Origin of the sequence: Paenibacillus sp. FSL R7-0026 (assembly GCF_038004485.1) — a bacterium.
GTDB classification, from domain to species: domain Bacteria; phylum Bacillota; class Bacilli; order Paenibacillales; family Paenibacillaceae; genus Paenibacillus; species Paenibacillus xylanexedens_A.
This window is the reverse complement of record NZ_JBBORG010000001.1, coordinates 2403351-2421360: the sequence shown is the minus strand read 5'-3', so window position 1 is coordinate 2421360 and position 18010 is coordinate 2403351. Positions and strand designations below refer to the sequence as shown.

Annotated in this window: 12 protein-coding genes and 1 pseudogene; 3 read left to right on the top strand and 10 right to left on the bottom strand. The window is 45.9% G+C overall.

The features are described 5' to 3' along the window. Positions 1 to 365: 365 nt before the first annotated feature. A complete protein-coding gene (locus MKY44_RS11210) occupies positions 366 to 1517 on the bottom strand; it encodes an iron-containing alcohol dehydrogenase (protein WP_341007095.1) in 1152 nt (383 codons plus the stop codon). A 246-nt stretch (positions 1518 to 1763) separates the two neighbouring features. Next, positions 1764 to 3458, bottom strand: coding sequence for a M3 family oligoendopeptidase (locus MKY44_RS11205; RefSeq protein ID WP_341007094.1), 1695 nt, complete (start codon positions 3456 to 3458; stop codon positions 1764 to 1766). Positions 3459 to 4064: 606 nt separating this feature from the next. On the opposite strand from MKY44_RS11205, the gene MKY44_RS11200 reads away from it, so the two are divergent. Both MKY44_RS11200 and MKY44_RS11195 read left to right on the top strand, forming a co-directional pair. Then, the gene (locus tag MKY44_RS11200; protein ID WP_341007093.1) at positions 4065 to 4820 is read left to right on the top strand and encodes a hypothetical protein; all 756 of its coding nucleotides are present in this window, start codon (positions 4065 to 4067) and stop codon (positions 4818 to 4820) included. A gap of 117 nt (positions 4821 to 4937) precedes the next feature. Continuing rightward, positions 4938 to 5150, top strand: coding sequence for a hypothetical protein (locus tag MKY44_RS11195; protein WP_017688899.1), 213 nt, complete (start codon positions 4938 to 4940; stop codon positions 5148 to 5150). Positions 5151 to 5200: 50 nt separating this feature from the next. Here the strand turns inward: MKY44_RS11195 and MKY44_RS11190 are convergent, their stop codons facing one another. Next, positions 5201 to 7948, bottom strand: coding sequence for a PAS domain-containing hybrid sensor histidine kinase/response regulator (locus tag MKY44_RS11190; RefSeq protein WP_341007092.1), 2748 nt, complete (start codon positions 7946 to 7948; stop codon positions 5201 to 5203). 272 nt (positions 7949 to 8220) lie between these two features. Here MKY44_RS11190 and MKY44_RS11185 point away from each other — a divergent pair, with 272 nt between their 5' ends. Beyond that, on the top strand, positions 8221 to 9045 hold the full coding sequence (locus MKY44_RS11185) for a protein-glutamine gamma-glutamyltransferase (protein WP_341007091.1): 825 nt from the start codon (positions 8221 to 8223) through the stop codon (positions 9043 to 9045). Positions 9046 to 9232: 187 nt separating this feature from the next. Here MKY44_RS11185 and infC read toward each other — a convergent pair whose 3' ends face one another. The 7 genes and pseudogenes from infC to MKY44_RS11150 form a co-directional block, all read right to left on the bottom strand. Further along, the gene (gene infC, locus MKY44_RS11180; protein WP_341007090.1) at positions 9233 to 9724 is read right to left on the bottom strand and encodes a translation initiation factor IF-3; all 492 of its coding nucleotides are present in this window, start codon (positions 9722 to 9724) and stop codon (positions 9233 to 9235) included. 120 nt (positions 9725 to 9844) lie between these two features. Further along, positions 9845 to 10777 (bottom strand): manganese-dependent inorganic pyrophosphatase, encoded by a 933-nt coding sequence (locus MKY44_RS11175; RefSeq protein WP_017688903.1) that lies wholly within the window; start codon positions 10775 to 10777, stop codon positions 9845 to 9847. Between the two features lie 256 nt (positions 10778 to 11033). Next, positions 11034 to 11786, bottom strand: a complete 753-nt coding sequence (locus MKY44_RS11170) for a metallophosphoesterase family protein (protein WP_100528824.1) — start codon at positions 11784 to 11786, stop codon at positions 11034 to 11036. Positions 11787 to 11885: 99 nt separating this feature from the next. Next, positions 11886 to 12893, bottom strand: a complete 1008-nt coding sequence (locus MKY44_RS11165; protein WP_341007089.1) for an LLM class flavin-dependent oxidoreductase — start codon at positions 12891 to 12893, stop codon at positions 11886 to 11888. Positions 12894 to 13129: 236 nt separating this feature from the next. Then, entirely contained in the window at positions 13130 to 15067 is a 1938-nt protein-coding gene (locus MKY44_RS11160; RefSeq protein WP_341007087.1) for an LTA synthase family protein, read from the bottom strand. 115 nt (positions 15068 to 15182) lie between these two features. Next, a complete protein-coding gene (locus MKY44_RS11155) occupies positions 15183 to 17558 on the bottom strand; it encodes a putative PEP-binding protein (protein ID WP_341007086.1) in 2376 nt (791 codons plus the stop codon). A 262-nt stretch (positions 17559 to 17820) separates the two neighbouring features. Further along, a pseudogene (locus tag MKY44_RS11150) lies at positions 17821 to 18006 on the bottom strand (fibronectin type III domain-containing protein); the annotation flags it as partial. Positions 18007 to 18010: the final 4 nt, after the last annotated feature.

Genomic DNA, 18010 nt, shown 5'->3' with positions numbered 1-18010 from the left:
GAGGTGAATGTTAGATGCAGAACTTAAGGTGTAGCTCGTGCAAATGAAATAGACTACTCCTATTTAACATTAAACACGAAACGGACTGGGGAATCTGACTGGAAAACATCGACATCAAGTTGCAGGTAAGATTACCCTTTCTCGTGCCGCTGTTATTTATATTGTATTCGATAATAGAGAAGCAAAATCCTTTAGTTTTTGTGCAATCATTAAGTGGAAAAATAAGTAAAAAGCGTGAGTTCACATGACAAAAAAGCCGACTTTCGATCCCGGCTCATTTTGTCTGTTATTTTCTGACCATGCTTGGTCCATGATCCTCTAACTTCAACAGGATCGTACTTTGGTGTATCCGTTTCTGAAACAGTCTATATAATTTTGCGGAACAACTCCATCACTTCATCCTTGGACGGTTGATAGGGATTGCCTGGTGCACAGGCATCTTTCATCGCGTTATCGGCAAGCAGTTCCACATCGGGATCTTTTACACCCAGTTCAGACAGTTTCTCAGGAATGCCGACTTCCTTCGATAGCTGACGTATGGCCTCAATGACGTAATCGGAGCACTCCTCATCACTTCTACCCTTCACATCCATACCAATCGCTTTGGCAATATGACGAAATTTGCCCGGTACATGCTTGGCATTCAGCTCCTCTACATAGGGGAGTAACATTGCGTTGCACACACCATGCGGCAGATCATATACGCCACCCAGTTGATGCGCCATCGCATGGACATAACCTAATCCTGCATTATTAAAAGCAATCCCGCCAAGGAAACACGCATACGTCATATGTTCCCGCGCTTCCAGATCACTGCCGTCTCTCACGGCTCTTGGCAAGTATTCAAAGATCAGTTCAACAGCTGCTGCAGCTGTCGCGCTTGTCACTGTAAATCCACCCGGTGTAACCATCGCTTCTACGGCATGTGTCAACGCATCCATTCCTGTGGCCGCTGTGAGACTTGCAGGTTTGCTGAGCATCAGCTCCGGATCATTAACCGACAGGGAGACCAGACTATTGCGGTCCACCATCACCATCTTCACTTTACGTTCCTCATCTGTAATCACGTAGTTTATTGTCACCTCGCTTGATGTGCCAGCCGTTGTGTTAACAGCCACAAGTGGCACGGACTTATGTTTCGATTGATGAAATCCTTCATATTCGCGGATATGCCCACCGTTCGTAGCTACAATACCAATGCCTTTGGCAGCATCCTGCGGTGAACCTCCGCCTATCGATATAATGGCGTCACAGCCATGATCCTGGAATACTTGAAGTCCATCATGTACATTCTGACATGTTGGATTAGGCTGAACCTCATCATATACTACATAATCTAACCCTGATTTTCTTAATATAGACAGTACCTGTTCAGCAACGCCTGAAGTAATCAATTGACGATCACTTACAACCAGCGCCTTGCGGATACCCATCTGTTCAATCATCCGACCTGCTTCTTGTAAACATCCTCTACCCATCAAGTTCACGGGCGGAACATAATATGCATGTGTTGCCATTTGAACCAGCCTCCTGTAACCCCTGATTTACTATCTCCATTGTAACTGAATCCGTTTTCAGATATAGTGAAATAAATCACAATGAGTCCGATAAATGTTACACTTGAGGTTGATTTTTCCCCGTAATGAAAAAGACGACCCAGACACCCGAAGGTCTCCAAGCCGTCTTACTTATCTATCTTAAAGCTTTATCCACTACTTATACCTTACCGCAGGTACTTACACTAAAAGCATCCTTACGAAGGCTTACAGCGCCTTATCGTTCACGCCGTCAAGCCATGCCTCAATCTCACCAATTACGGAGGATACACAGCCATCCTCGAAAGGAGAGTTCAATCCAGCCAGTTCAACCAATCCGGTGAAGGACAGGCTTCCTCCCGCTTTGCACAATGTCAGATAGTCGGCCCATGCGGACTTCATGTCCTCATTGCTGCGTTTCCAGAACTGGAATGCACAGATTTGTGCCAACGTATAGTCAATGTAATAGAATGGCGATGAGAAAATGTGACCCTGCTTATGCCAGAAGCCACCTTGTTCCAAATACGCATTATCTTTATAATTGATGTGTGGCAGATAGGTCTTCTCAATGTTGCGCCAAGCCTGCTTACGCTCCGTTGGAGTTGCATCCGGGTTCGCATACACAAAATGCTGGAATTCATCCACAGCTACACCATACGGAATGAACAACAGACCGGAAGACAGATGATCAAACTTGTACTTGTCCGTATCTTCCTTGAAAAACAACTGCATCCACGGCCATGTGAAGAACTCCATACTCATGGAATGAATCTCAGCCGATTCATATGTCGGCCAGTTGTATTCAGGCACTGCAAAATCACGGCTCTCATACACCTGGAAAGCATGACCTGCTTCATGTGTCAATACATCAATATCACCGGATGTACCGTTGAAGTTGGAGAAGATAAACGGCACTTTGTAATCGTTCAGGAACGTACAATATCCGCCACCCTGTTTACCTTTTTTGCTTACCAGATCCATAAGCTCGTTTTCGGTCATCATTTGGAAAAATGCATCTGTCTCTGGTGATAATTCAGCGTACATTTTTTTACCATTATCGATAATCCAGTCCGCGTCACCTTTAGGTGTCGGGTTACCCGTCTTGAAGCTGAATCCCTGATCGTAATAATACAGCGTATCCACATCAATCCGATTACGCTGGCGCTCTCTGAGCTTGGTCGCCACAGGTACAATATAATCACGAACTTGTGCCCGGAAGTTAGCAACCATCTCTGCGTTGTAATCCGTGCGGTTCATGCGATCATAGCCGAGTTCTACATAGCTTGGATAACCCAGTTTCTTCGCGATTTGTGTACGCACTTTAACCAGTTCATCGTAAATGCGATCGAATTCAGCTTCATGTTCAGCCATGAAAGTGTATCTGGCTTCCGAAGCACGCTCCCGCATGGAGCGATCCGTGGACAGTTCAAATGGATGAAGCTGTGGCAACGTACGCTCTTCACCTTCGAAAGGAATTTTAGCGGATGCGATCAATTGATTGTATTCTGTGGAAAGTTTGTTCTCCTTCTGGAGTTCTTCAATAATTTCTGGGCTGAATGTTTTCAGTGAAAGATCCGCCAGTTGGAACAGCTGTGAACCCCATTTTTGTTCCAACTCGTTGCGGAATTTGGAGTTAACCAATGCACGGTAAAAATCCGTGATGTATTCCTGTACAATTGGTGCATTCTCATCCAAAAATTCGTTCTCCGCCTTGTAAAACTCATCATTGGTATCAATGGAATGACGGATGTAGACCAATTGGGCTTGTGTCTCAAAATCACTGCGTAGCGCGTTAATCTGATCCATGAACCCACTCTGTTCTTCAACCGTTGCCGCAGCTTCAAAACCGCTCAACAGCTTACGGAAAGATGTCTTGATGTGTTCCAGATTCGGACGTGTATACGTATACTCACTAAATTTCATTTATGTACACCCTTTCCTGTTTGGCAGAATTTCGGGAGTATCCCGAGTTAAACTACCCCCTATTATACAAAAGAGCAGCTAAAAAATCCCATAATTACGAAAAATATTTGTCCATCGGTCAAATTGTACAACATGAATGGTTACATATATTACGTACTTATGTAAGGTCAGTGCCTCAAAAATATTCCCCACACAAATAAGCCCGCCTCGCGTTAGCGAAGCCAGCTTATAGGTTGTCTCTCTTCTTTTCACATTTAAAAAATACTAGCTTTGGTCTTTATCCATAATCTGATAGAACCAGCCCATTCCGACCATGCCCACGACCATAATAACGGCCATAATAATGATATATGTCATGAATGTAACCTCCCTGCTTCCGTATATTCATCACACTACTACTAGTGTACACGGTGAAGCGCCGTTTGAATTGACCGAACATTGACAAAAATACGAAATCTTTAATTTTAATAAATGGATTATTTCCCCGAACACACTAAATCATACGTACCTGGCTGCACGGTGCGAAGTTTCATCCGCCATGTTTACGGTGTATACTATACTTCTATGAAATGGAATTTGGATTTTTACGCAGAAAGGTTGAAAGACATGTCAACTCGCATCCCCTTACGTCAGCTATTTCTTACTATTTTACTAGCCCTTATGTTATCTGTTTTAACCGCCTGTGCGGATGGAGAAGCCCATCTAACGGTGAATATGGACGGATCAACGGATCTGGATCTCAATCTCAACGTAAAGAACTCCGCTCTTGGAAAGATTGGACAAGACAATCTCATGCCTCTGATCGCAGATGCATTGAATCGAAATAACTTCCAGGCAGAGGTTTCGGAACAGGGCGATCTGAAGCAACTCACAGCGACCACTCATTTTGAAAAAAACAATACGACCAGCTTTGATACATCCGAGTTACCACAAGGGATCAAGGTTGAACAATCAACTTCACCCGGCTTCTTCACTTCCAAGATGCACATTACAGCAGAAGCCGACCTCATGGAGTCCATGCCAGATGGTGAGATTAAAAATCAGATTAACAAGGTGCCTAGCTTTCTTAAAAACCTCTTGTTAAAAGATGTTAACTTTGACTTCAAGTTGTCCTTGCCCATCAAGGCAGCCGATTCCAATGCGGATCAAGTAGAGGATGGCGGAAAAACACTCATTTGGCACGTTTCACCCCTCCAGATGAATAAACTGGATCTGACTGTACAGGTTCCCAATATCCGGAATATCATCATAATCGCAGTCATTGGTCTATTATTAATCGCTGCTCTGCTCATTTGGTTTTTTGTTCGTCGCAGACGGGCCAGACAGCGTCATAGTGCAAGATCACATCGCGGAAAAAATTAATTCTTAACACCAATTTTATTTGTGACTTGCCAAACGGTGTTATGGATAGTAGAATACATCCGTACTGTGTGAACGGTTAATTTTTTATTAAGCAAAGCTAAAGAGGTGACAGGTTTCATGAATATCCGCGAATGCCCACTACCTGGTATTGGAGTTAAGTACCAGTTTGATACAAAGGGCGGCCATCAGTTAGTCATTATTGTGCATGAGGACGGACGCCGTGAATTATTCTCCGTTGATCCACAAGACAACGAAGAACTCACTCTGATTGCAGATTTGGAAGATGACGAATGTGTGACTCTCTCCGGGTTAATCGGAGGCTGGTCGTAAATGACAGAATAACCTGTACCTTGAATATCAAGGTGCAGGTTATTTTTTCGTTACGTTACCCTTTGAGAGCGGATATATGGAACCCATGTATTCAGTACGCGGCTAATCTCCGTGGAATGAAACGGTTTGCTGATAAAATCCTGCATCCCACATTTCAGACACTCCTCACGGTCACCGGCGCCTGCAAAAGCTGTAATCGCTGCAATAACCGGTATTTCTGGGTGGGTCTGTCTGATGTGGCAGGTCGCTTCAATCCCATCCATAACTGGCATTTGAATATCCATAAACACCAGATCATATTGAATCTTGTTCAATGAATCGACGGCCTGTGCACCATTCTCAACGATATCACATACTCCGCCAAACTTGCGCAGCATCTCCTCCAACAGATGACTGTTGACCGCTTGATCCTCAGCAATCAAAATTTTGATGTCATGGGCAAGACTAGCTCGATCCAATTGCAGTTCATCATTCGCAGTGATTTCAATCGGGTCATTACTTTCCTCTAACCACCGCTCCACTACGAGGGTGAACTGGAATTCTGCCCCCTCACCGAGCTCACTCTGTACGCCAATCGCTCCGCCCATTAACTCCACCAGTTTCTTGCTGATCGCAAGGCCCAGACCTGTCCCGCCAAACTTGCGATTGATGGCCGGATCAAGCTGTGAGAAGGATTGGAACAACTGATGCTGCTTTTCTATTGGAATGCCAATCCCCGTATCTCTCACCTTAAAGGTCAACATCAGCTTATCCTGACCATGCTCATCTGAGAAATCAGCACCTACACTCACCATAATGCAGCCCTGCTCTGTGAATTTAACAGCATTACCCACCAGATTAATCAAAATCTGCCGGATTCGTGTCTCATCCCCTCGAATGCGTTCAGGAATGTGATCCGACATTTCACAATAGAGTTCAATATTTTTCTCTGATGCCTTCAGTGCAAACAGCTCGATCACCCCACCCAGCATCGCCTTAATATCTACAGGTGCACGCTCAAGATCCATTTTGCCTGCTTCGATTTTGCTGAAATCCAAAATTTCGTTCAAAATGTACAAAAGGGATTCGCCGCTATCAATCATGATTTCCGCAAAACCTTTCTGTTCATCATCCAGTTCGGTTTCCATTAACAGATGGGCCATGCCCATGATGCCGTTTAATGGCGTACGAAGCTCATGACTCATGATGGCGAGAAACTCGGACTTTGCCCGGTCTGCATGCTCTGCTGCTTCCTTGGCACGTATGATGTCCTTAACAGATGTCATATCACGGAAAACCAACACTGCTCCGCGGGTTCTACCCTGATCCATAATCGGCTTCAATTGGAACTCCGCCAAGAAACTGGATCCATCCGGTCTCCAGAATACGGATTCGGTACGCGGCAGACCTCGTCCCTCACGAACGGCCTGTAGAATTGGTGTATCCTTGGATGGGTAGGGGATGCCTTCGCTCTGCATTTGGATCATCATCTGCTCTAATGGTTTGCCATTCAATTCACTTGGACAGAAGTTCATGATCTCCGCAGCGGCCGGATTGGCAAAGTTCAGATTCCCTTCCAGGTCCAGTCCAATAACACCTTCAGACATGCCATTCAGAATCAATGCCCGTTCATAACTAAGATTCTCGATTTCCTCGACGTAACGTTTGGACTCTGTAATGTCACTGGTAATCCCGTAGACCCCAACAACTTTGTCCTCAAGTATAATAGGAACATTAATCACATTTGTTTCAATTCGCTGCCCATTTTTGTGAATTAGGCCTATCTCGTAGCTCTGTGCATTGCCCTTCACCGTTTCCTCAAAATGATATCGAGTCTTCTCCAGATCCACAGGATCAATGAGGTGATCAAAAGGACGACTCAGCAGCTCCTCCTTGGTGTGTCCTGTCAACTGTTCCTGACCCATATTGGCTTTCAGCAGATTGCCTTCCAGATCAAGAGAAGCCACACCTAGGGGATTACAGTCAAATAACGATCTGTACTCCTGCATGCTTAACTGTTGTTGCTGGCTGGCTGTGATATCCCGGGTTACGGCGACCATCTCTATTAATTCACCTGAATCGTCATATACATAGTGCGTAATCGTATCTGCCCATACCGTAGATCCATCCTTATGTAACAGGCGATAATTGAGCCGTTTGGGAGCCAGACCCTTTCTCTGCTCTTCTACGTACGCTTCAACCAAAGGCACATCCTCCGGATAGATCACAAATGTTCCCGGCTTACCTATAACTTCTTCCAACTCATAGCCCAACATGCTTTTACATGCATTTGATACATATTTAAATGTACGACTTGAATCGGCATCATGTATTGCAATCAGGTCTAGTGAAGACTCCGCCAGCAGGCGAGAGATGCGACTGCTCTCTTCCAATTGCTTACGTTGCACAATGAGGATTTCCTCTGCATCTTTTTGTTTCGTAATATCAGCAGCTTGTACCAGCAAATACAAGGGCTCACCATTCGTTTCATCCCTAACAATGCAAGCTCTAATGGTTGCCCATAATAACGAACCGTCCTTTCGTTTCAGACGAACCTCCGTCTCGTACATCGGACTTGTTTCATGAGTCATTTCCCAGAACTTGCTGCGGAATTCCTCCATATGCAGATCTTCTTCGTAGATCATATGTATGACCGAAGTATCGATCAGTTCATCTTCACTGTATGCAAGCATCTCGCAAAATGCAGGATTAAGCTGCAACCACCGTCCATTTACATGCGATGCGACAGCAATGCCGATTGGTGCGTGCGTATACAATTGTTCGAACAGAGATCGGCTCTCTGTAATGGATTTCGACATTACATGTCCTCCTTTATGAGAATCTGAATGTATTCCGTATGAATAGATCGACCTGAACATAACTTCATCTATAGAGTACTACCCCAAATGCCATGATTGATAAACGAGATCGGACAAAATCCCTGTATGAATCGACATTTTTAATTTTGAATGCTGACAACTTTCATTGTGTACATACCAATTCGAACACATCACGTCATATACTACACAATACCCGTGCTCTCCCGATTATACAATGTTGAATATTCGAATAGGAACGGAGGTTATGGATCATGATCATTGTTGCTAATCAACCCGTCCAGCTGAACCGCTCGGAATGGTCTGATTTTGAATGGTATTGGTTACAGCAACTCCAGAATCGTCCAACGAGGTATGTGTACCAATCCATGGATCATCTTCGATTTGAATGGGACTTGAGGGGCTCTCTCGTGGAAGCCGCGGAAGGACTGGATCGAAGCGGTGTGAGTTTTGCATCCTTTGAAAAATCCAGATGTAATCCCGCCTACTGGAATCGTAATGCGGAAGGTGGGTTTGAGCTAAGATCAAACGTGACCCCCGCCGACGGTATCCGGGATATCTGGAGGAATGGACACTTATATGCCTTTGAATGTGCAACAGCTACCGTTATTGTGCTGTATGGTGGCGTGCTGGGAAGCATTCGAGAAGACGCCTTTAATTCCCTGTTTCGAAATCTGTTACTCTTTGACTGGCATTATGACAGTGACCTGCGATTAACCGAAAAAAACGGTAGCGAAACCGCCCTTCCAGGAGATGTGCTGTATTTCAAAAATCCGGATGTTTCTCCGGAAACCCCCGAGTGGCAGGGAGAGAATACGTTCATGCTTCGTGAGAACTGGTATTATGGTCATGGCATTGGTATTGCAAGCGGCGAAGAGATTATACGTACCCTGAATCAGTTCCGGGTTCCAGGTAGCCGGGTCTCCGCCTACTTAATGGATATGGTGATCTATCCGGACTTCTTTTATTTATCCCGATTCGCCAAAAACAGCCAGAATAATATGGCCGCTGGTTCTACGCCTGTATTACCCGGACAGTTATATGTACGACTTGGTGGCAGCCGTTATTTACGCAGTTGAACTACTGAAACGGAAACGGCTTTTGCATTAAATTGCGCACAATACCTCAACCCAAGTGATGACAAACAAGCCCAATACAGCAGCAGTTAGCCTGCCACCTCATTGGGCTTTCTTTACATCCAAAAGATCATTACTATATCGAAATTCGCCTTACCTTTGTGCTGCATCGAGGATCGCTCCAGGCAGTTTACGCATTCGGGTCCAGTTGCACGACAACCTGTTTACCACTTACCTGAACACCTGTCGTTTTGCTACCGAATTCAGCCAGCGATTTGCTCAGTTGCTCAGCCCACTCCTTGCCTGCAACTCCTTCTTTGGCTCCATGCACCTGGATGACGAGTTTTACCGAATCACCCTTCTTCAGAATGCGCTCCGCCTGAGACTGCTTCGTATCCCGGTCATGATCCTCCATCGCAAGGTTTAATCGAATTTCCTTTACTTTACGTTTATCGGGGGATTTACTCGCTTTTTTCTTCGCCTGCTGCGCTTCTGCTTTGGCCGCTCCAGCTGCAATCAGCTTGCAAGGCGGTGGACTCGTCATCAAGGACAAGCACACCAGATCTACTTTATGCTGCTTCGCAAGTTGAAGTGCTTCCTGCGTGGACATCACACCCAGATCTTCACCATTCAGACCCGTAAGCTGCACTTCGGCTGCTTTGATCTTTTCATTTTTGATCATGATTCTTCCTCCTCTACATCAAAAGCCTGTCCTGACCATTTACGGATCAGAGCAGGCTAGGATGGTGTTGCTACTTATTTGTAATACATATCAGCGTACAAATACGCCAATCGGCTTGATTTACAGCGTGTTGAATGCTTCCGTCAGAACCGGTACAATTTGTGATTTGCGTGATACTACGCCTTTCAAGATAGCTCTGCTATCAGACAGCGTCACATTGTAGGCTTTCTCCACGGCTTTAGTGGATGTACCATATGCCAGAGCTACGGAATCGTTGTTCAGAATGTCAGTTACGACAAATACGAACAAGTCGAGACCTTTGCTGGAAATGATCGCATCAATAGCTGCTTCAAGCTCAGGTTGCTTCACGAGAACATCATTCACGTCAACAGCATTAACCTGTGCAATTTCCACTTTGGATTGACCCATTACGAATTCTTTTGCATCCAGGGAAATTAGTTCAGCAATTGTTTTTTGGCTCAGATCCGCGCCGGCTTTCAGCATGTCCAGACCATAGCTGTCTGCATCTACACCAGCAATGGCAGCCAGTTCACGCGCAGCAGCTACGTCCTGCTCTGTGCAAGTCGGGGATTTGAACAACAGGGAATCGGAGATAATCGCAGACAACATCAGGCCAGCAATCGGCGCACTCACTTCGATACCATTTTCTTTGTACATTTTATTCAAAATGGTTGCTGTACAACCTACAGGCTCTGCACGGAAATACAGAGGTCCGCTTGTCTCAAAGTTAGCAATACGGTGATGGTCGATAACTTCAACGACAGTCACTTCCTCAATATCGCTTACACTTTGCTGACGCTCGTTGTGGTCAACCAGAATAACTTTGTTTACTTCATTTGCAGCTGTTTTAATCAGACGTGGTGCTGCAATTTTGAATTGATCCAGTGCAAACTGGGTTTCACCATTGACTTCGCCGAGACGCACAGCTTCAACGTCCTGACCCAATTTTGTTTTGAGATCCGCATAGGCGATTGCCGAACAGATCGTATCCGTGTCGGGATTTTTGTGACCGAAGATTAACGCTTTCTCCATATTTATAGCCCTCCGTCAATTCTCATTTAGAATAATACATGTCATATTTTAATCATACCCTACTGATTATAGCGCTAATAAGGCTTAATTCCAATCCTTTTACAGCGAATTGATTGCAAATCATTCTCAGGTAAGTCATTTTGGAAAATAGCCAAACTTGGTTCATTACCCTCAAGTCGATATGATATGTATCGTATTTATTCAACGTACAACCTTATAAAATTAGCATACGAAACCCTGATACGCAACGAAAACATTAAATCTCAGGCTCTTCCGCGCTCTGCCCTTGTCGTACAAAAAAGGTCTGTAGACTGCCGTCTTCGCTAATCTCCAGCAGGTTCAATTGCGCTCCGTAGGCACAACCACCGTCAATGCCAATTTTGTCTCCGCTCGGGTCAAACCAAATGCCTGTCTCATCATGCAAATGCTTCACGGGGGTGTGGCCAAATACGACCGTCTCTCTAATCGTCGTTGGTCTGGAATAGAATGATTCACGAATCCAAATGAAGTCCCGCTCGGACTGGCTTCTCCAATCCTCAATGTCAGGGTTGATCCCGGCATGCACAAAAATATAACCCGGAATCTCGTACACCAGCGGAAGCTGTTCCAGAAAACGAAGATGGTGTTCATAGTGGGTACGTATCCACTTTTTGGCTTCAGCATAAGCTTCCCAATCTATCTGTTGCTCATCATAAGTAAGCTCCAGATCCAGATAACTTGCCATCGTCTGTAAACCACCATTACGGATCCAGTGTTGATCATATTGCTCAACATCCTGGGTTAACGCCTTGACCATCATGGCATCATGATTGCCTTTAATCACCATAATATGGTGCTGTTGCTGAAGCTGCATAATCTGTTCGATGACCTGTTTGCTGCTTGGACCGCGATCCACATAATCACCGAGTAAAATCAATTCATCCTGCTGCGGATTATAATCTGCAAGCTTAAGCAGTGCATTAAATTCATCGTAACAGCCATGAATATCACTAATGACACATCTGCGCATGTGAATCCCTCCTCTCCCTGATCACGCAAGAGTATAACCGGAACCTTGCAAGCGCAAGATTCCAGTCTGTTCAGAGTAGTTATTCCCGCTTGCTCACCATTAGTCCTGCTTGAGTCCAAAGGCTTCTGCAATCAAGCCGAATGAGCGCAGACGTGCTTCAAACGAATGGACCGCTGACGCGATAATGACTTCATCTGCTTCATGGCGTTCAGCCATTGCAGTAATTTTATCTTTCACCTGATCTGGTGTACCCACAATGGAGTAAGAACGACGTTGACGGATCTGTTCCATCTCCATCGCTGTGAATGGATAGTTGTTCACCGTCTCCAGGGATGGGAAGGAACTTTGTTCAAGACCTCGTCCGAGGCGCAGGAAGAAAAGTTCATTGCTGCGCGCCAGTTCAGTGGCTTCCTCCTCTGTCTCCGCGCAGAATGCCGAGACAGCAATCATTGAATGTGGTTTGTCATTCAGGATGGACGGCTTGAAATGTCTGCGGTAATGTTTCATCGCTTCTTCGCCGCCTGGTGTTCCGAAGAATTGGGCAAACGCATACGATGTCCCTTGCGCTGCAGCAATTCTCGCACCTTCGGAGCTGGAACCCAGCAACCACACTTCGGGTACCGTGGGAACCGATGGTCCGGCTACCAGAGATGCAAACCGATGATCCTCGGGCAACTGCTCGTGGAAATATCCGCCCAGATCCGCGATCTGTTGCGGAAAGAATTGTACATTCGATGATTTCCCTTCATTCAGAGCTCTGCTGGCAATCGGCATGCCGCCTGGTGCTCTGCCAATCCCCAGGTCAATCCGCCCCGGATGCAAAGCTTCCAGCAGACGGAAATTCTCTGCAACCTTATAGGCACTATAATGAGGCAGCATAACGCCACCGGAACCTACGCGAATCCGATCCGTATGTGCAGCCACATGTGCAATCATAACTTCAGGACTGGAGAAAGACAGCGCACCACTACCGTGATGCTCCGACATCCAGAAACGGGAGTACCCCAATTGATCCGCATGTTGTGCGAGTTTCACCGTTTCCTGCAACGTATCCTGTACACTTCGTCCTTCATTGATATGTCCATGTTCGAGTACACTCAGTTTCATATATATTCAATCCTCTCGTCTGTTAGATTCATAAGTACTGTGAATATGAGTTCTGCGAATATTACGCGCTCTTGCTCACTTCATTCTTGCTCATTACATTGTAACATTAATTATTACAGTTTCAAACTTTAGTTATTCTCTTTATTACCACACTTGCACAAGAAACATGCAAAAAAACGCCACCAGCTTTTGAACTGGTGACGTTCTGATCTAACCTAATTGAAGAGAAATTTGATTTATGGCGCACGTTTCGGTAACAATTTCACATACTCGTCAGACAGTTTCATCAGGCTGAGCACATGTTCATAGTCGGCACGATATGGTTCCAAATCCGTTACCGGTTCATATGTCTTCAGCGAATAGGCTGTTCCATCGTCAAAGCCCGCACCCGGTATAAACATGATGTCATTGTTGACAAATGAACCCGTTGGCAAGTAATACCGGATACCGAAGGCATTATGGTCCATGTTGAGCAGATCATGTCCGAAGGCAGTGAATTTCTCATCCTGGAGCGAAACTCCCATCAGGTTCATGATCGTTGGCAACATATCCAACTGACCGCCTGGCTGCTCAATCACTTGTCCTTTGGTCTGTTTCGGCGTATGAATCATTAACGGGATGTTGAATCGACTTACTTTACCGTCATAAGGGACGCCCAGATTGGCCTGAATCTGCTGTGTAATCTCTTCGTCAGCAGGCAGACCAAAGTGGTCTCCGTAGAGCACTAACGTTGTGTTATCCCATAATCCGTTTGCCTTCAACTCATTAATGAGTTGACCGATGGCATAGTCCGTATAATTGATCGCTTGCAGATAATCGTAAAGCAGTTTGTTCGTAATAGTCGCAGGAATCGTGATTCGTGCACGATCAGCGGGAACCGTAAACGGCGAGTGGCTCGATGCCGTAATGAACTGAGCATAGAACGGCTGATTCGCAGCCTGATGCGCAGTCATTTTTTCCACACCTACACGGTACAGCTCTTCATCCGATGGTCCAAAGTCATTGAATCTGTCATTCTCGAAGCTGGGTTTGTCGAAGTAACGAGTGAATCCGAGTGCCGGATACATTTTATTCCGGTTCCAGAAGGTGACGTCATTGACGTGGTACGTCTCGGACTCATATCCCTCTTTTCCCAATAACTTGGGAAGACTCGGCAGTTCGCGGTCACTGTACCCTGCTGACATGGGAACAACTCCGGTTGGATAGATAGACGTGTTCGACATGAACTCCGCGTCTGATGTGTTTCCCTGTCCAATCTGTTGGAAAAAATGAGAGAAATAATAGCTTTCTTTGGCCAGATCATTCAGTACCGGTGTTAACTCCTGACCATCCAATGATGCATTAATCGGGAAATTCTGAAAGGACTCCAGTTGCAGTACAATCAGGTTACTACCTTTGGCCTGACCAAAATATTTGGCTTTCACGGCTGAGCCGTTACTTGATTTATCCTGATACGGGTACTTGCTAACCAGCTCATTGATCTTGGCGATCGTTTCGTTAATGTTGCCATTCGCAATGGCCTCATTTTCTTTGCTCGTCAGAATGGCGGACGATACCTGATAGTTCAGGAAACCGAGATTCTCGGCTCGCACCAACTCGTTATCAATCGTTTCACCTTTGACAATAAAACTGCCAGACAGCACGATGCAGAATGCAGCGGTAAGCGCAACGCCGAGCTTGCCCCAGTAACGTCTGCGAATTCTGCCAAACGTCAAACCGCTATCGCGGTAACTGGTGTGGTTACGCCCTCCAGCACGTCTGCGCATAATCAACCATATTGGCAATGTCAGTACGATGTCTGCAAAAAACAGAAAGTGCTCCGGTCGTACCAGTGGTCCGATACTTCCCCGTACTTGGGCAACTTGCCCTAGTTCACTAAGCGCGGTATAGGTGGGTACCGAACTGAAATGAACGTTATACAGCGTAGCCGCGAACAGCACCAGAGAAAACAGAATATTGAATCCTCCGTATACTGCTCGCTTCCAGCCTTTGGGCACGATCAGATCCAGCAGGCATACCACAGTTAGTGCGCCTAATGCGTCAGTTAACAGACCGATGCCGGACAGACCCTGGAAAAAGAAATACCGCAGCAGTGATAACTTCAGCAGCATAAGAATGAATAACACGGCAAATAAGGTCCGTGATGAAGTTCGTTCATTTTTGGAATTATACATGGTCGCTTTCAACCCTTACCCTGAAATTTTACGTTCATTTTACAAAACGCATATTTCAGTATAACAGTTTTCTGGTTGCTATTCCATGGAAGTTCCGTGTAGGGCAGGGTGAGCTTTACGCAATTGTAGAGATATCCGTGTTCTGCGTGTCCGCTCCCTCTCTCTGTGCCTTAATGGCTGCTTGTGCAGCAGCAATTCGTGCATAAGGGATCTGTTCAGGCAAACAGCTTACGTAATCCAGACCAATACGGTGGCAGAACGAAATCGATTCCAGATCCACCACATTTTCTCCACAGATCCCTGTCTTCAGATGAGGTTTTCGAATTCGACCTTGGACTACCGCCATCTCAATCAGTTGTCCAACTCCCTCAATGTCCAGCACATGAAATGGATTATTCGTTACCGTACGAGAGTCCGTATCACGTTGAAGGAGAAGGAGCCGCTTCTCAGCTTCATGACGACTATATCCAAACGTCATCTCTGTCAGCTCATCCGTGCCAAACGAGAAAAAGTCAGCCTGGCGAGCAATGTGAGTCGCCGTCAGCGCCGCTCTCGGAGCTTCGATCATCGCCCCCACTCTATAGAGACAATGCCGCTTCTCCTCACCCAGCACCTGGTCAGCCACATGATCCACCAGATCTCTTATCACCTGAAGTTCATGCACATGACCGATCTGCGGGATCATAATCTCGGGACGTACCCACCAGCCTTGCCGGATACCTTTCACCGCTGCGCGGAATATCGCTTCAAGCTGCATATCAACGATCTCCGGGAACACCGTACTCAGCCGACAAGCCTGTTGCCCCAATGTCGGATTATGTTCATGCAATTCACTGACTCTGCGAATGACACGCTCCAGCTCCTCCAGTTCAATCTGATGGTCTTTTTGCTCCTGCCACTCCTCTGCTTGTAACCACTCACGTCGTTTTTCCAACATTCCCAGATCCGGTAGCAGTTCATGCAACGGCGAATCGAGCAAACGTATCGTTACCGGGTATCCATCCATCGCTTCAAATATCTGTTCAAAATCAGACTGTTGCATCGGTAACAGACGCTCCAAACCACGCCTGCGTTCGGATTCGCTGTCTGCCAAGATCATTTTTTGTACAAAAGGTAACCGCGCAGGTGATAACAGCATGTTCTCCGTCCTGCACAGACCTATTCCCTCAGCCCCTAGTAGCCGTGATGTCATGGCATCCTGTGGTCGATCAGCATTGGCCAGTACCTTCAGCTCTCTCACTTCATCAGCCCAATTGAGCAGTAGTTGCAGATCTGATGAATAAGGTGAATCTGAGTTGTTATAAGTTGGACATTCATCAATAGTTACTGGCTGGATCTGTCTGGGCAGATGTCCATTGCTCGCTTCGCTGTTAGAACTAGGATTTGTGTAAAGCTTCTGTACTTCCGTGATATGCGCAGGTTGGATGCGAAGAAGTGCATCCTCCTTGGTGATGAGTTCTTCACGGACAAAATCCACAGTACTCCTCAGTGTGGCTGTGGAGGATAATCGTGCGGGCTGGGTCTGCACAACATACAACGCGCCGGATTCAATCACAAAGGTGATTTCCTGCACTTCTCCTTTATGCGTCTCCAGCTGGCTACCTATCTCCAGCAAACTTGTGTACAGCTCAGGTTCGTCATTCCGTAAACGCTCCAGGCTGTGATCTGTTTGGCTCGCGTTCCCGGTTGGGACGTATTGTCCTGTAATTCCCTTTTCTCCTGTAAGTGGGTTACACGTATATATTGTTCCGGTCCCGCTTGATTCTCCACATTTTCCATGCATCATCGTCTGTATAAGAACAGGAGCACTTTGCTCCGAAGAGATGTAATATGATTTACGCATGATCTCGTTCTGAGATCTGGATGCTTTAACACACTGTGAATGATATACCGTACGTACTGCTTCTTTGAATTGAATTTGAACATCTTGAGGAAAAGGGTTACGCCCCTCCCCTTCAATTAAATATTTAAATTCGGTAATGGTTAATTCAAGTTCCGTTTCATCCCGACCCTTGACGTGACTCGATATTTCTGTGAAAAATTCAGACGGAATTGCATATACCAGCTGTCCATATTCCTTTAAGTAATCTAGATAACATTGGAGTGCATACAACCGATCACCGGTTTGACGTGCGAGTCCTTCCACAGTAATATCATTCAGACCAACATTGAGCAGTGATCGTGTCGCAGTTGCTGAGGCTCGATCCTGGTCCGTACGTACCGCGAGTAGTAGCGGATTCTCCGAATGTCCGAAGAACTTCCCGGTTTGCTGTTCCAGATGCCGGATCGCGTTAATAATCTCTTCCTCTCCTTCACCGGAAAGATGTCCAAGACGGGTACAGAACTCGCGACAGCATTCCGTTGTGACCACAAATCCGGCTGGGACAGACCACCCTGCATGGATAAGTTCTGCAAGATCAGCCCCTTTACTGCCCATTAGCCCTTTCATCTCTGCCGTACCTTCTTCCAACAGAATTACCCGTTTTGTCATTACAGCTCTCCCATCCGCCATTCATGGCTATGCTTGAAGACTTCAATCCCTGCGTTACAGATCAGCCTTCACTCTAATGGTATGTCACAATCGTTCAGTCAAGGACATCCGCTTTTGCATTTTGTGCTCGTTATCCTGTTTTTTTGTAAACGCTACACTAAAATAAGATGAAACCAGCCTTTCGAGCAGTTGCATTGGCTCATTCATCACTGTGAAGCAAAAAGAAGCCCCTTTAGCCTAAGCTGAAGGAACTTCACATTTTTTAGTATTCACTTACCTCAAACGTCAGCACCCGATCAAACAGGATATAATCCTTCCGACTCTTAAAAGGTCCTTTGTTGTTGTCGTGTTTATCGATCGCATACGATGCTTTTCCGCTTCCAGCTTGCTTGGCTTCATACCAACCGATGAAATCATTTACTTCTTTCATGCTTAGGTCGAATTCTTGAAAT

Coding starts and splice junctions, on each gene's coding strand:
- MKY44_RS11210 (WP_341007095.1), bottom strand. CDS start 1,517: ATGGCAACACATGCATATTATGTTCCGCCCGTGAACTTGATGGGTAGA.
- MKY44_RS11205 (WP_341007094.1), bottom strand. CDS start 3,458: ATGAAATTTAGTGAGTATACGTATACACGTCCGAATCTGGAACACATC.
- MKY44_RS11200 (WP_341007093.1), top strand. CDS start 4,065: ATGTCAACTCGCATCCCCTTACGTCAGCTATTTCTTACTATTTTACTA.
- MKY44_RS11195 (WP_017688899.1), top strand. CDS start 4,938: ATGAATATCCGCGAATGCCCACTACCTGGTATTGGAGTTAAGTACCAG.
- MKY44_RS11190 (WP_341007092.1), bottom strand. CDS start 7,948: ATGTCGAAATCCATTACAGAGAGCCGATCTCTGTTCGAACAATTGTAT.
- MKY44_RS11185 (WP_341007091.1), top strand. CDS start 8,221: ATGATCATTGTTGCTAATCAACCCGTCCAGCTGAACCGCTCGGAATGG.
- infC (WP_341007090.1), bottom strand. CDS start 9,724: ATGATCAAAAATGAAAAGATCAAAGCAGCCGAAGTGCAGCTTACGGGT.
- MKY44_RS11175 (WP_017688903.1), bottom strand. CDS start 10,777: ATGGAGAAAGCGTTAATCTTCGGTCACAAAAATCCCGACACGGATACG.
- MKY44_RS11170 (WP_100528824.1), bottom strand. CDS start 11,786: ATGCGCAGATGTGTCATTAGTGATATTCATGGCTGTTACGATGAATTT.
- MKY44_RS11165 (WP_341007089.1), bottom strand. CDS start 12,893: ATGAAACTGAGTGTACTCGAACATGGACATATCAATGAAGGACGAAGT.
- MKY44_RS11160 (WP_341007087.1), bottom strand. CDS start 15,067: ATGTATAATTCCAAAAATGAACGAACTTCATCACGGACCTTATTTGCC.
- MKY44_RS11155 (WP_341007086.1), bottom strand. CDS start 17,558: ATGACAAAACGGGTAATTCTGTTGGAAGAAGGTACGGCAGAGATGAAA.